Origin of the sequence: Clostridium sp. 'deep sea' (assembly GCF_014931565.1) — a bacterium.
Lineage (GTDB): Bacteria > Bacillota > UBA994 > PWPR01 > PWPR01.
The window spans coordinates 2,278,089-2,291,140 of sequence record NZ_CP063353.1 but is presented as its reverse complement, the minus strand read 5'-3'; the positions used below and the strand labels follow the sequence as shown (position 1 = coordinate 2,291,140).

Annotated in this window: 19 protein-coding genes; 15 read left to right on the top strand and 4 right to left on the bottom strand. The window is 30.1% G+C overall.

Annotated elements, in window-relative coordinates; translation table 11 throughout:
- Window positions 1-92 precede the first annotated feature (92 nt).
- Window positions 93-671: a ribonuclease H-like YkuK family protein gene (locus tag IMX26_RS10710; RefSeq protein ID WP_195158380.1), complete on the top strand. Its 579-nt coding sequence runs from the start codon at window positions 93-95 to the stop codon at window positions 669-671.
- Here the strand turns inward: IMX26_RS10710 and IMX26_RS10705 are convergent.
- Both IMX26_RS10705 and IMX26_RS10700 read right to left on the bottom strand, forming a co-directional pair.
- The gene (locus IMX26_RS10705; RefSeq protein WP_195158379.1) at window positions 642-1,412 is read right to left on the bottom strand and encodes a class I SAM-dependent methyltransferase; all 771 of its coding nucleotides are present in this window, start codon (window positions 1,410-1,412) and stop codon (window positions 642-644) included. The two genes, IMX26_RS10710 and IMX26_RS10705, sit on opposite strands and share 30 nt — an antisense overlap.
- Window positions 1,413-1,424: 12 nt before the next feature.
- Complete coding sequence (locus IMX26_RS10700) at window positions 1,425-1,988, bottom strand: 3'-5' exonuclease (RefSeq protein ID WP_195158378.1); 564 nt, start codon at window positions 1,986-1,988, stop codon at window positions 1,425-1,427.
- A 284-nt stretch (window positions 1,989-2,272) separates the two neighbouring features.
- Here IMX26_RS10700 and IMX26_RS10695 point away from each other — a divergent pair, with 284 nt between their 5' ends.
- The 6 genes from IMX26_RS10695 to IMX26_RS10670 all read left to right on the top strand — a co-directional run bounded on the left by IMX26_RS10695 (window position 2,273) and on the right by IMX26_RS10670 (window position 6,496).
- Complete coding sequence (locus IMX26_RS10695) at window positions 2,273-3,373, top strand: hypothetical protein (protein WP_207729277.1); 1,101 nt, start codon at window positions 2,273-2,275, stop codon at window positions 3,371-3,373.
- A 209-nt stretch (window positions 3,374-3,582) separates the two neighbouring features.
- Window positions 3,583-4,113, top strand: a complete 531-nt coding sequence (locus tag IMX26_RS10690; protein ID WP_195158376.1) for a hypothetical protein — start codon at window positions 3,583-3,585, stop codon at window positions 4,111-4,113.
- Between the two features lie 15 nt (window positions 4,114-4,128).
- Window positions 4,129-4,587, top strand: coding sequence for a hypothetical protein (locus IMX26_RS10685; RefSeq protein ID WP_195158375.1), 459 nt, complete (start codon window positions 4,129-4,131; stop codon window positions 4,585-4,587).
- Window positions 4,588-4,722: 135 nt separating this feature from the next.
- Window positions 4,723-5,238, top strand: coding sequence for a hypothetical protein (locus tag IMX26_RS10680; protein WP_195158374.1), 516 nt, complete (start codon window positions 4,723-4,725; stop codon window positions 5,236-5,238).
- 279 nt (window positions 5,239-5,517) lie between these two features.
- Window positions 5,518-6,060, top strand: a complete 543-nt coding sequence (locus IMX26_RS10675) for an ImmA/IrrE family metallo-endopeptidase (protein ID WP_195158373.1) — start codon at window positions 5,518-5,520, stop codon at window positions 6,058-6,060.
- Window positions 6,053-6,496: a hypothetical protein gene (locus IMX26_RS10670; RefSeq protein WP_195158372.1), complete on the top strand. Its 444-nt coding sequence runs from the start codon at window positions 6,053-6,055 to the stop codon at window positions 6,494-6,496. Before IMX26_RS10675 ends, IMX26_RS10670 begins: the two co-directional genes overlap by 8 nt.
- Before the next feature lie 110 nt (window positions 6,497-6,606).
- On the opposite strand, the gene IMX26_RS10665 is transcribed toward IMX26_RS10670, so the two are convergent.
- Entirely contained in the window at window positions 6,607-6,957 is a 351-nt protein-coding gene (locus IMX26_RS10665) for an ImmA/IrrE family metallo-endopeptidase (protein WP_195158371.1), read from the bottom strand.
- Window positions 6,950-7,381 (bottom strand): helix-turn-helix transcriptional regulator, encoded by a 432-nt coding sequence (locus IMX26_RS10660; RefSeq protein WP_195158370.1) that lies wholly within the window; start codon window positions 7,379-7,381, stop codon window positions 6,950-6,952. The genes IMX26_RS10665 and IMX26_RS10660 overlap by 8 nt, the downstream gene beginning before the upstream one ends.
- Window positions 7,382-7,927: 546 nt before the next feature.
- Between IMX26_RS10660 and IMX26_RS10655 the strand changes: the two genes are divergently transcribed.
- From IMX26_RS10655 to IMX26_RS10620, 8 genes are all read left to right on the top strand, one after another.
- Complete coding sequence (locus tag IMX26_RS10655) at window positions 7,928-8,530, top strand: hypothetical protein (protein ID WP_195158369.1); 603 nt, start codon at window positions 7,928-7,930, stop codon at window positions 8,528-8,530.
- A gap of 15 nt (window positions 8,531-8,545) precedes the next feature.
- A complete protein-coding gene (locus IMX26_RS10650) occupies window positions 8,546-8,989 on the top strand; it encodes a sigma-70 family RNA polymerase sigma factor (protein ID WP_195158368.1) in 444 nt (147 codons plus the stop codon).
- Between the two features lie 315 nt (window positions 8,990-9,304).
- On the top strand, window positions 9,305-9,967 hold the full coding sequence (locus tag IMX26_RS10645) for an N-acetylneuraminate synthase family protein (RefSeq protein ID WP_195158367.1): 663 nt from the start codon (window positions 9,305-9,307) through the stop codon (window positions 9,965-9,967).
- Between the two features lie 155 nt (window positions 9,968-10,122).
- Window positions 10,123-10,533, top strand: a complete 411-nt coding sequence (locus tag IMX26_RS10640; RefSeq protein WP_195158366.1) for a DUF6838 family protein — start codon at window positions 10,123-10,125, stop codon at window positions 10,531-10,533.
- A gap of 146 nt (window positions 10,534-10,679) precedes the next feature.
- Window positions 10,680-12,014 carry a phage tail sheath family protein gene (locus IMX26_RS10635; protein ID WP_195158365.1) on the top strand — a complete coding sequence of 445 codons (1,335 nt, stop codon included), beginning with the start codon at window positions 10,680-10,682 and terminating at the stop codon, window positions 12,012-12,014.
- Window position 12,015: 1 nt separating this feature from the next.
- Complete coding sequence (locus IMX26_RS10630; RefSeq protein ID WP_195158364.1) at window positions 12,016-12,477, top strand: phage tail tube protein; 462 nt, start codon at window positions 12,016-12,018, stop codon at window positions 12,475-12,477.
- A 2-nt stretch (window positions 12,478-12,479) separates the two neighbouring features.
- The gene (locus IMX26_RS10625; RefSeq protein ID WP_195158363.1) at window positions 12,480-12,875 is read left to right on the top strand and encodes an XkdN-like protein; all 396 of its coding nucleotides are present in this window, start codon (window positions 12,480-12,482) and stop codon (window positions 12,873-12,875) included.
- A 17-nt stretch (window positions 12,876-12,892) separates the two neighbouring features.
- Complete coding sequence (locus IMX26_RS10620; RefSeq protein WP_195158362.1) at window positions 12,893-13,051, top strand: hypothetical protein; 159 nt, start codon at window positions 12,893-12,895, stop codon at window positions 13,049-13,051.
- Window position 13,052 lies beyond the last annotated feature (1 nt).

Below are 13,052 nucleotides of genomic sequence, written 5' to 3'. Positions count from 1 at the left end.
GATATATTTAAAACACATCACTCATAAACTTAAATGTATTCTAGTTAAACCATAAGGGGATAATTAAAATATGGTAAAGGAAAGGTGATACTGTGGAAGCTCAGAATATAAATAATTATAAAAAAAGATTTAGTAGCATTAATACTAGTAACCAAAGCTTTAAACAAGTAATTTCAAAAATAATAAAGTTTATTAATGAAGCCCCTGAGTATCACTACAAATTATCAATAGGATCAGACTCTCAATCACGTATGAATAAGTCGCTTTTAGTAACTGCAATTCACGTACACAGAATTGGTAAAGGCGCAATAGGTTTTATTACAAATCAAAAAATTAACAGAAACTTTAATAGCCTTAGAGAAAAAATATATCGAGAAACAATTGCCACCCTAGAGCTAGCTAATATGTTTACAGCTGAAGTAATGCAAGCATTACTAACCCCTTTTATAACAAGTATTAAGGGAGATATTAATTTTGAGTTTCATTTAGATATAGGTAAAAAAGGAGCAACAAGAAGCCTTATTAGTGAAATGATATCAATTGTTAAAGCAACTCCCTTTAAACCGACCATCAAACCAGATAGTTATACAGCGAGTGCCTATGCGAATAAACATACAAAGGGTAATTATAAAGCACCTAAATTAGAGTTTAAGCGCTCTAAACACAATTAAGGACTTTAAATAATCATCCATTAAATCTTCACCGTCAAAATCATCCTCGAATAAATTAGCTATAACAAAACCAACATCACATACACCACCTAGTTGTTGCTCAAGTGTATGACCAAACTCAAGGGGAATATTTTTCTTTTTATAATACTGTAACCTTTTAGGTGGTAAATCTCGCAAGTCGGAATAAGGCAATTTATTTCTAACAATAAAACGCCCCTTATCTAACTGCTCTTGGTCAAAAATATATAAAATAGGATTGGCTATGCCTGCTATCATAACCCCACCCTTTTTTAACACCCTATAGGCCTCAAGCCATAGAGGTCTTACATTATCAATAAATACGTTGGCAACAGGATGTATTATGTAGTCAAAATACTTATCGTTAAAACAACTAAGGTCTTTCATATCACCCTCAACAATTTTAATTTGTAAATCATGTTTACGGGCAATTTCAGCATCTTGAGCTAATTGCAAAGGGGAGCTATCAAAAACAGTAACAATAGCACCTGCAGCTGCCATAATTGGAGCCTGTAAACCTCCACCGGCTGCCAAACATAAAACTTGCTTGCCAGCAATATCAGCTAACCAACTTTTGGGTATGATTCTATTACCTGTTATGGTTAAAGGGATATAGCCATTACGGGCATCTTCTATTTCAGCCGGGGTAGCAGGCAGAGTAAAGTAATCTTTTCTCTCTACACTAGCGTCCCAAGCTCGCTTATTATAATTATACAAATCCATATAATCTATTCCTTACTTTTTTGGTTTAAGTGTGCCATATTTATGACCAATAGTTTTATAAAGCTCATCTAAGCTCTTAACATGCAGTGCTTTAGCTGCCTCAATCAGTATATAAGCAGATGCATAAGCGTCTTCTTTAGCATCATGGTGAGTAAAATCGAGCTTTAAAAAATTAGCTACATAATTAAGTTTATGTCGTTCAAGTTTGGGCCATACTTTACGAGATACTTTTAAAGAACAAGCATATTTAAAAGGTGGCGGTGTTATGCCATGTGTTTGTAAACTGCTCCTTAAAACACTCATGTCAAAAGAGGCGCTATGAGCTACTAATATACTGTCTTGTAAATATAAATAAACCTCTGGCCAAATTTCAGAAAATGTTGGAGCATCAAAAACATCTGCTGGTTTTATACCATGTATTAACATATTTCTTTCAGCAAACTCAAACGGCTCAGGCTTTATTAACCACGATACATTATCAACAATTTTTCCATTAGCAACAATAGCAAGCCCTAACGAACAAGCACTAGTATAGTTACTAGTAGCTGTTTCAAAATCTATAGCTATAAACTGCATTTTCATCCTCCACCCATCTCTAAGTATCTAAATCTCTAATTCTAATAAAGATTATACATCAAAAAGTAAAATAAAGTTATGTAATAAAATGTAAATTAAGCATTAAATTAAAATAAAAAACAATATAAAAAAAATAAAAAAATTAGGCATTACTTAAACATAAAGCACATATAACTTAAGATAGCTGTAAAAAAAGCTGTTTATTGATAATTATTATCAATAAACAGCACATATTCTTAGTTTTTGCATATATTTTTAAAGAGTAATAAATGGGAGGTTTTATAGTGGACGGTAGTATGATTAAATTATATCCAGGTGGAAACACATCACTCGGATTTTACTCTTTTTACGACTATATTATTAATGAACATGAAGCAAATAAAATCTATGTAATTAAAGGGGGACCAGGAACAGGTAAATCAACCTTTATGAAAAAAATTGCCTCAGATCTAATGGCAAAAGGTTACGATGTAGAGCTACATTACTGTTCCTCAGATAATAACTCACTAGACGGATTAGTTATACCTAAACTACGAGTAGCAATGTTAGATGGAACATCACCGCACGTAGTCGATCCTAAAAACCCTGGGGCTGTAGACACAATACTGCATATGGGTGACTACTGGAACGAAAAAGCCATGCGTAAAAACAGAGAAGATATTTTCTGTGCCACATTTGCTTACAAACGCTGCTTTAGAAGAGCATACGATTACTTTAAGGTAGCATCAGTATATTGGCATACCCTTAATGCTTATTATGCAGATTTTGAGGCAATTGACATAGTAACTTTAAGAAGACATGTAAACAAAATACTAGCTAAAGTATTTAATGATGTTAAGGTGCAAATGAATGTAAGTAAAGTAAGAAACCTGTTTGCTAGTGCGATTACCCCTAAAGGTTGTGTAAATGCCTTACCTATTATAGCTGAAAAAGTTAGCAATAGAATAGTAATAAATGAGCAAATTGCAATGGGTCAAAATATGCTTGTAAATCAAATGATTAATGAGCTACAAATGCGTGGTATAGATTATACAGCATTCCATTGTGCTTTACACCCCAATAAAATAGAACATTTATTAGTGCCAGCACTCAATTTAATGGTTATAACCAGCAATAGCTACCATACTTATCAGCCAGAAACAAACGACATAATCCTAGAAATGAAACGCTTTACTAACTTCGATTTATTAGGTGAGGTAGAAAGTGAGCGTGAAGAATTAGCTAAACTATTAAATAAAAGCATAGAAAAAGGGGCATCATTTATAGCTATGGCCAAGGTAAATCACGATATCTTAGAAGCAAGTTATGTTCCTCACATGGATTTTGATAAGATTGAAGAGCTAAGGCTTAAGGTTGTAGAAGAGATATTGAGTTTTGAGTATTAGAGATAAATAAAATATTAATTTATAAAAACCACCATTAATTTGGTGGTTTTGCTTTTAATTGAAGCTTAGGACTAGAAGAAACTCACTAATCAACAAACCCATATTTCAACCCTAAAGTAATTAATGCTATTGTTGAAATTTAAATAATTTTAATAGTACTATCCATTTTAGTGATATAATAGAAAAAAATCAATTGAAGCGAGGTATTTATGTCATTAAGAAGTCTTATAATTAGTAATCACAGATTTTTAATAATATCACTATCAGTACTTATTATGTTTAGTACACTAATATATATAAATCATAAAATTAATAGTCCAGCTTTTAGTAAAGTAATTGATGTTAAGGACATTAATAGTCAAGTTTATGAAGATTTAAAAAGAATAGATAATGAAACAGGTCTCCAGAGAAAGGTATACTTTTATGTTCACGGAAACAATAAAGATGAAGTAAGTTATGTAGTTTTTTGTGGTGGTAATAAGTATAAAAATGGCTATGATGTTGATATTATTAGTCTTAAAGATTCTAAAGTGATTGATATAGGTAGAAATAGTGTTTTAAAATTTGCCTTTGGAATTAAAGAATCAGATATAACCGATGTTAAATATTTAGAAGAATTTTCAAGTCCAATAGTTGTTTTTAAAGCTAAAAAAATCTATTATCAGGGTGGAGAACTAGTAAGGTATACAGTTAATCAAAAAGGTGAAGAGATAGAACGAGATTTAAGATGGGTATATTAATAGGGTTATATGCAGATGTCTAAGAAAAAAGAAATGTTAGTTAATTTAACGCTTTTTTTGTTGATTATTATTTTAATCTTTACATTTATAATTGAGAGAAGATATAAAAATAATTTAATAGATATTTACAATTTTTTTACGAATACCGATAAGATTGAAGCCATAGTTGTATATGACAATAAAAATGATAAAGAAGTTATCTATAATGATAAAGATAAAATACAAGATTTAGTAAACTCGTATAGGTTTGAATATCAGTTATGTTCAGCTAGGAGACTAGTGAAACATAAAGTAGAATTGTTGTATGATATTAAAGTTTATTTATCTCAAGATTGGGTAGAAAAAATGGAAGTTTATTATGTAGACAAGGAAATATATATTGATTCTTCAAAAGTATCTTTTAAGCTAAATAATAAAAATTGTGTACTGTTTTTTAGAGGTAATGTTTGTTATCTTGATGTGAATATTAATTAATCATTTTTGCAATACCATCCACTAATGATTGATAGTACATATGATAGTATTGCTTATAGAAAGTTTGCAACACAAATATTTGCATTTATTGAAAAATAATATTATATATTTTAATGACTCAGTAAGAGGTACTCTATGGCAAATAACTTTAAAATTAAGAACTATAAATTGTTAATATTTTTTACTGCTTTTTTTGTATTTTGTGTTTTATTAGGAGTAAATTATTATCTTAATACCCCTGCCTTTACCAAAGTTATAAAAACTCAAGATATTTCACCTCAGGTATATAAAGACTTAAAGCAAATAGATGAAGACGAAGGTTTACAGAGAATGGTATACTTCTTTGAACACGGTAATAAGAAAAATGAAGTTAGTTATGTAGCATTTTGTGGTGGAGAGTATTATAAAAAAGGTTATGATGTTAATATAGTAAGTCTAAAAGGCACAAAAGTGGATTACAAGGAGGTTTTGTTTTTTGTTTTTAATATTAAAGAATCCACTATATCTCAAGTTGAATATGTAAGTGAGTTTTCAAGGCCAATAGTTATTTTTAAAGCTAACAAAATATATAACAAAGTTGGTGAGCTTGTAAATATTACAATTAATCAAAATAATGAAGAGATAGAACGAGAGATAAGATGGGTATATTAATAAGATTATTAACCCTAACATAATTTTAATATTATTGGTCATTAATAAAAATACATATAAATTCAGATTTTAGTATGGTAAAAACTTAAAAAACAGAAAGAAGAACAGGGTGTGTAAAAATATGCCCTGTTCTTTTTACATAAAAAGACTTAATTAACACTAAAAATATGTGGAAAATCTCTTAAATCGGTAATTAAGCAAAAGTGTATATGTTTTTATATTTCTATAAATTTACAAATTGACTTTATTATACTATAATAAAAGAAAGGGAGGAGCAAAATGGTAAACATTAAAGATGATATAGAAACAGCTGCAAGTTCTATCCTAACTACATATGGTTTTGCAAATCAAATCCCTTTACAAATAGTAGCTTTAGCCGAATCAATTGGTTTAAGAGTTTTGTTTGCTTGCTTTAATAACAATAACATATTTGGGGCAATAACAACTAAACAATTTCCACCTACTATTTATGTAAACACTAATGATAATAGGCAAAGACAGCGTTTTACTGTGGCACATGAAATTGGCCATTATCTTTTACACATGAGAAATAAAAATATTCAGGAAATGGTTGATATGTACAGGGGTAATGAACATACCCGAATAGAGAGAGAAGCTAATATATTTGCTTCCGCTTTATTAATGGATGAGCATAAAATATCTTATGATTATCGGGTCTTTTCAGCTAGTCCTAACAATATTTTAGGCTTATGTGATATTTATGATAGGACTATAGTAGAATCTTTAGCTAATAAATATGATGTTTCCATATCTGCAATGCAAATAAGATTAGATGTATTGGGGTTGATACGAAGTGTCTAGCGAGCTTAATAGCAAAACTACTCATACTGCAGTTAAAATTGACTTTGATAACATACCTGTAGATAATGCAAAAGATCCTAAAGAACTAGATAAACAAACATTTAGTAAAGTTCATACAAATAAAGCTTTAACAAGTGCTATTCAAGAGTCCAGAGAAGAGCTAAATCTAAAGAAAAGCATAGCTAAATGGACTATTCGCATTATTATAGCTGAACTTATATTTTTTGCTATAATAACATTTGCAAGAGGACTAAATTATTTACAATATTCAGATGAATTTCTAAAAGTATATATAGTGAGTATAATTGGACAAGTCTTGGCTACATTTTATGTAATGGTTAAATACTTGTTTGACCCAAAAAGGCCAAGCACAATGATGATTGTACAAGACCTTATTTCACAAGATGAAGAAGAAGATAAAGGACTATATACCTAAAGAATAAAGTTTATCTTTAGTGTTCCTTTAGAGTTCTTTTTATTTTATTAATAATCAAAACAAGCCTAGTTCAAATGAGCTAGGCTTAAAATATGTATTATTTTATGTAGTTAATAATTATTATATTGACGTGCAGATAACTCATAAGCAGTTACAGCCTCATTATCTGCAACTAGTTCAGCTTGAGTATGTTTAATACTTAGTAAATAAGTGCTTTTAGGTGCATCTAATATAATATGAGCTAGTTCATGAAAAAAAACAAATCTTTGCTCAGCTTGTTCTAATATTTGATTAGCAATTATGTAGTAGGTTCCATTTGTCGACCGATATACCATACCCGCTAAGTTTTTACCTAGCGGGGCTATTCTTGTAATAATATTGTGTAATCGTAAAATTTCTTGGGCAGATTCAGGCTCACTCATAAGTTGTTTAAAAATAGTACTATCTATTATTTTAGTCATGCCTATTGCCAGCTTCCTCTTCGTCTTCAATAGCTTTAATTATTCGTATTACCCGTTTAATATCATCTTTATCTAAGCCACGTACTTGTTTAAACAACAAAAATAAATCTTCTCTTTCTTTAAGAGTATTCCAAAATTCTAGGAGTTCTTGATCATCGTTTTTTAGCATATCAGTAATTTGCTGTTTGCTATTGCTATTAGCATTTTCATAAGAATACAACTCGTTAGTTTTTCCAAACAAATAGTCAAGAGAAACGTTATACAAGTCAGCTAATCTACTTAAGGTGTTTGTGTCGGGTTCTGTTCTACCAACTTCCCAATTTGCCAATGTTGCTCGATTAATGCTAGTTTTAAGGGATACTTCATTTTGTGTTAATTTAGCATGTTTACGAGCCTGCTTCAATCTAACAGATAATGTGCTCATATACAACACTCCTCCTTATTATTATAACGAAAATGAAATATCAGTGCAAGAAAATGTTTAAATTTAACACATTGACCCTTGACTTTAAAAGAATTGATTAGTACAATAGTGCTATAAAAGCACTTTTTACATAATTTAGGTTTTAAATATTACTTTATTTGTTTATTTATACTATATTTTTTTGTTTTTTAATGTGCTTAATTAGCACATATAGAGGAGGTTAATTATGAAAGGAAAAAAATATGCAATTTAAAAAATAATTGCGAAATAAATTTAGTTAAAATAATTAAAGCTAGTTTACTAGATAACGATGTTGTAGCAATATGTGGATTACATCCATGGAAAGGTACTAAGTCTGTTTATAATGAAAAATTAGGTAATAATAATATTTTTATTCACAATAACTTATTACTATCTACCGATAGAATTCATAAAAATAGAAGAATAGCACACCTATTTGCCTTAAAAACAGGCAAAAAAACAAAAGGTGTATATAGCATAATTCAACACCGTAAATATCCATGGTTACATAGCCTTATTAATAGAGTGGTAGTAGCAGAAGATGCTTTTTTTGAGTATAAAGAGGTTAAACACTTTACCAGTAATGAAGATATTTTATCAGCTAGTCTACTATTGCAATTGCAGTACAAAATGCTTGTTAGTGGCTTAAGCTTTTGCTATTTTGCAATAGTTACAAACAATAAGATTATAGATATCATAAAAATTAATCAATCACAACAGATAAGAGATAATTTATTGATAAAGTGCAATAGCTTTTGGAATTGTGTAAAAAATAAAAGACTACCTTATCCAGATGGAAAAGCAGAAACAAGCCAGCTAATTAATAATTTATTTCCCATAGCAAGAGATAATGACCATAGAAATTTACCAAATTGTTATGAGTTACTTAAAGTTTATGATGAATTAGTTAAAGAAAAAAACAAACTAGAAGTAGAGCTAAGAGTAATAGAGCAAAAATTAAAGCTAATGTTAGGACAGGCTACCAGTGCTTATGTATGGAATCGTAAAATAGAATGGTCAAATGAATTAAGTTCAAGCTTTAACTACTTAGAATTTAAAAAGAAATATCCTAATATATATGAAAAATTTATTGAGTTAAGTAATACACGTATTTTTAAGATTTACTAAATTGAGGTGAGTGGCTTGACAGGATTTTTAACAAAAGAAGAGCGGATAGATAAGGCTATTAAAATAACAAAAAAATGGTTAAGAGAGTTGTTACAACTTGAGCAGGCTATTAAGTCTTTAGAGGAGCTGTATAACAATACAGATGGTATGCGAGCTGTTCAATACAAAGCCGTATCTGTTCCTACAACTAAAAACTCAGATATATCTTCGGCTGTAGCAATTGAAAGAGCTGAAATTGCAGAACGGTTAAAAATTACCAAAATTCGGGTAAAAATAATTAAGGCAGCTTTATTAACTTTGGACGATGTTGAATATCAATCGGTTTATAATAGGTATGTGTTAGGACTTTCATGGACAAAAGTAGCGGACAGATTATTCTTTAGTGAGAGATGGGTCAAGAAACTCTCGAGTAGAGGAGTTGAGAAAGTCGCTCGATCTATTTTTGGGTTACCAGTATAATATTAGTTCATTTATTGTTCATTGAATAACCTTAAAAAGCATGTTAATATCATATTATCTAAAAGTATCCTTAGTTTCCTATGAATCTAAAGGGTATTTTTTTAAAATAATATAAAATTAACTGTGTTATTAATGTTTACTACGCCATATACCTAAAAAATAGTGATAAAATGATGTCGTTCGAGGCAGTGAGAGACAACTTAAATAGAGTCTTTAAATTAAAAAAAGGGGGTAAAAAAACTATGTAATTTGAATGATTTTAAGATAAATTACATAGTGTTTGAAAAATTATTTAAACAAAAGGGAGCTAGGAATATGGTTTGTAATATTGAGGTTATAACAAATATTGATATCCAAGATACTTGTACAAATAATGAAATTGATTATTTAATTAAGACTTTTTCAAACATAAAACTTAATACTATTCTAATAAATAATATAAAAATAATGAATAGTATAAAAGACTTAAAATTCGAGAATGAAAATATAAAGTACATAACTGAAGTAGATAATTTAGATTCACTTCCGTTATGTTCAAAAGTAAATTCTCCTATAATTAAGATGTCGAAAGGTAGTTGTAGTAATAAGCTATTAACAGAGGCTTCGAATCTAAAAACATCAGTAATAATACCAATAGGCAGTGAGAGCTTAGGTAATATAAACAAGCTTATATCAATGTATAGTAGCAATATAAAAATCACTTTTATTTATTATGAAACAGCTCAAGATGTAAAAAGTGGTATTAGCTTTAAAAATCTAAAAAAGCTTAAACAAAGCTGTAAGTGTCGAGATAATACTTATGTAGGTTATAAAAGTGCTTTTAATAATTACCTATATTCAGTTATCGCAATAGCATTAGGGGCAACTACCATTGAATACAATATAGTTGTAGCTAATAAAGCGAATTTAACTAATGAAATAGATAAATATAAGAGACTACTTAATTACATAAATAAATTACCAAGTTGGCAAATCTAATAAATATTAGTGTTAGTAATGTGTTTAGAATGAACTTCACATTTAGTTCATTGTTTTTCTATAAATATGATGATACTATGTTAATGTAAATAAATAGCCTCAGACCAAACATAAAGGTCTGGGGCTTTACTTTTATAAAAATTAGGAGGTAAATTATGATAAATAATATTATTGAAAGAGTTAAAGAAATATTAAAAGAGTTATATCCAACTTTTAATATATATACTATGGAAGCTGCTGAAATAACTGAGCCTGCCTTTATTATTAAAATAACAGAATGCAAAAGAGATAAAAAATTAGGACGTAGAGGTATTATTACCATTAAAATTCAGATTGAATGTAAACAAGCTAGCACAAACCAATTAAGCTACTATGACATTGCAAATAATTTGGATAATAAATTTCAGATTATGAAAATAGGGAATGACAGCTTTTATAGTAACAATCAAAGCTCTACATATGAAAGCAATCTAAAATACACATTTTCAATAAAAATTCCTTATTTTAATGTTATTGAAGAGGTAGCGCTAATTAATAACTTAAGCAAAAAAATAAAACTAAGCTAATTTAGTTGTAAAACTCGCATATAGCGAGTTTTTTTATATTGGTAATCTATGAGGTAACGTTTTATCTTTAGTAGATTGCTTAATTATGCGAATCAAGCCTAAAGGCTTTGATTTATATATTAAATTTATTTAAGGAGCGTGAAGTAATGGGACAGAACTATGTACAACAAAGTGCAGTTCGACCAGGAGTTTATGTTAAGTTTTCACAACTTGCTGGTATTAAGAACAAGGATCAACGTGGTGAGGTAACAATGCCTTTAAACCTTGAGTGGGGTCCAGAACAGCGAGTTCTTGAAGTAACTAATGACATGAACTCAAGTGATTTTTTAGCATTATTTGGTGATGAGAAACAAAACATCACTGCAGTTAGTGAAGCTTTAAAAAGAGCTTCAAAACTGTATGTTTATCGATTAAATGGTGTTGCTGAAGGAGTAAAGGCTACTGCTACAAGTAATGAACTGACTGTTACAGCATTGTATACAGGTACTAAAGGTAATGATTTATCTTTTACAATTGAAACAAGTGATACTAAAAAGAAATTTACATTATTCTTAGGTACTCATATTGTTTTGGAGCAAGATCAAGTAGAAAAAATTGAAGATTTAAAAGAGAATGTTTGGGTTTCATTTGCTGGTACTTCCACAGCAGATTTAGTTGTAACAGGAACAACTGTTAAATTAGCAGGTGGTGTATCTGCAACAGCTACTACAGCAGACCATGAAACATACAGAACAACAATGGAAACCTATCAATGGAATGTTATGGGTTTATATAACATTGCTGATACAGCTATTAAAGAAACCTATAAAACTTACATTACTCGTTTAAGAGATGAAGAGGGGCTAAAACGTCAATTAGTAGTAGAAGCATATACCTCTGGTGGTGCGGATTATGAAGGCGTTATTGAGGTGCAAAATGGCGTTGTACTAAGTAATAACACCATAGTACCTGCTACAAAAGCAGTAGCTTGGGTTGCAGGTGCAACAGCTGCCTCATTAAGCACCGAGTCATTAACCTATAGTTACTATGATAATGCTGTAGATGTTGATGTTAAGTACACTAATAGTCAGATTGAAGGCTTTATTGAGGCTGGTAAATTTCTATTTACATCTACCAGTAATGGAGCACGTGTTGAATATGATATTAACAGTTTAACTACATTTACGTTAACAAAAGGTGATGTATTTAAAAAGAATCGTGTCATTAGAGTCTTAGATACAATTAATAATACTCTAATTCAAATTGGTGAAGCTTACTTTATTGGTAAAGTTAGTAATAACGATGATGGCAGAAACTTATTAAGAAGTGAAATTATTAAGTACCTACAAAGCTTGCAAAACAAAGGTGCAATTCAAAACTTAGATACAAGTGCAGATATTGAGGTTGTTGCAGGAGAAGCTACTGATGCAGTAGTTGTTAATGTTGCTGTTCAACCTGTAGACAGTATTGAAAAAATTTATATTGCAGTTGAGGTGAAGTAATATGGCAATTATTAAAGCTAATGATGTTGTTAGTGGTAAAGAAGGCATTGCATTTGTAGTTAAAGAAGGCAATGTCAGAGAGCTAGCTGAACTTCGTAATATTGAAGCTACAGTGGAATTAACAAAAGAAGATATTATGTTAATTGGTAATCGTGGTACAGGCAAAAAAATTGCTGGCTGGACAGGCTCTGGCTCAATGACAATTTATTATATGACAAGTTATTTTCGTAACATGGTTAAAGACTATATTAAAAAAGGTTCAGTACCTTATTTTGATATTCAAATTAAAAATGAAGACCCAGCAAGTAGCTCTGGTAAACAAACTATAGTACTTAAGAACTGCTTACCAGATTCAGTTATTATGGCAAAGCTAGATGGAGATGCTGGTTACTTAGAAGAAGAAGTACCATTTACTTTTGAAGATTTAGAGATTTTAGACCAATTTAATGAGGTAAGCAAATAATTATGAATTTACAACAGTTTTTAAATGCTCGTGATCTTAATGAAACTAAAAATATTGTTATATCTGAAAGAATAGTAATTGATGACAAACCTGCTGAATTCACTATAAAAGCATTAACCGAAAATGAAGCAGAAGATGTTTTACAGCGCTGTACAAAACGTAGTAAGAGTGGTACTAAATTAAACAACTCTCGCTACTTGCGTTTAGTTGCAGTTGCCGGAACTGTAAACCCTAACTTTAGTGATAGCAAAAGCTTAAGTGAGTTAGGGTGTCGTACTTCAGAGGAATATATTAAAAAAGTATTGCTTCCTGGTGAAATAGCTGTTTTAGCTGAGCAGATACTAGATATCTCTGGTTATAGTGATTTAGAAAATTTAAAGGAACAAGCAAAAAACTAATCAAGGAGGGCGATGGCATGGCAAATTATTGCCATTACGCCCTCCACAAACTCAAAATACTGCCTAGTCAGTTTATGAACTTATCACGTGCTGAACAAGCCTTTATTATGGCAAGCATAGATGAGTATTTAAGGGCAGAAAAAATAAGAGCGATGAAAATTCGCAGTAGGCGGTGAT

Bases quoted from the DNA above. Each gene is read 5' to 3' on its own strand.
- IMX26_RS10705 (WP_195158379.1), bottom strand. From the start codon at position 1,412: ATGGATTTGTATAATTATAATAAGCGAGCTTGGGACGCTAGTGTAGAG.
- IMX26_RS10700 (WP_195158378.1), bottom strand. From the start codon at position 1,988: ATGCAGTTTATAGCTATAGATTTTGAAACAGCTACTAGTAACTATACT.
- IMX26_RS10690 (WP_195158376.1), top strand. From the start codon at position 3,583: ATGTCATTAAGAAGTCTTATAATTAGTAATCACAGATTTTTAATAATA.
- IMX26_RS10685 (WP_195158375.1), top strand. From the start codon at position 4,129: ATGTCTAAGAAAAAAGAAATGTTAGTTAATTTAACGCTTTTTTTGTTG.
- IMX26_RS10680 (WP_195158374.1), top strand. From the start codon at position 4,723: ATGGCAAATAACTTTAAAATTAAGAACTATAAATTGTTAATATTTTTT.
- IMX26_RS10675 (WP_195158373.1), top strand. From the start codon at position 5,518: ATGGTAAACATTAAAGATGATATAGAAACAGCTGCAAGTTCTATCCTA.
- IMX26_RS10665 (WP_195158371.1), bottom strand. From the start codon at position 6,957: ATGACTAAAATAATAGATAGTACTATTTTTAAACAACTTATGAGTGAG.
- IMX26_RS10660 (WP_195158370.1), bottom strand. From the start codon at position 7,381: ATGAGCACATTATCTGTTAGATTGAAGCAGGCTCGTAAACATGCTAAA.
- IMX26_RS10645 (WP_195158367.1), top strand. From the start codon at position 9,305: ATGGTTTGTAATATTGAGGTTATAACAAATATTGATATCCAAGATACT.
- IMX26_RS10640 (WP_195158366.1), top strand. From the start codon at position 10,123: ATGATAAATAATATTATTGAAAGAGTTAAAGAAATATTAAAAGAGTTA.
- IMX26_RS10635 (WP_195158365.1), top strand. From the start codon at position 10,680: ATGGGACAGAACTATGTACAACAAAGTGCAGTTCGACCAGGAGTTTAT.
- IMX26_RS10630 (WP_195158364.1), top strand. From the start codon at position 12,016: ATGGCAATTATTAAAGCTAATGATGTTGTTAGTGGTAAAGAAGGCATT.
- IMX26_RS10625 (WP_195158363.1), top strand. From the start codon at position 12,480: ATGAATTTACAACAGTTTTTAAATGCTCGTGATCTTAATGAAACTAAA.
- IMX26_RS10620 (WP_195158362.1), top strand. From the start codon at position 12,893: ATGGCAAATTATTGCCATTACGCCCTCCACAAACTCAAAATACTGCCT.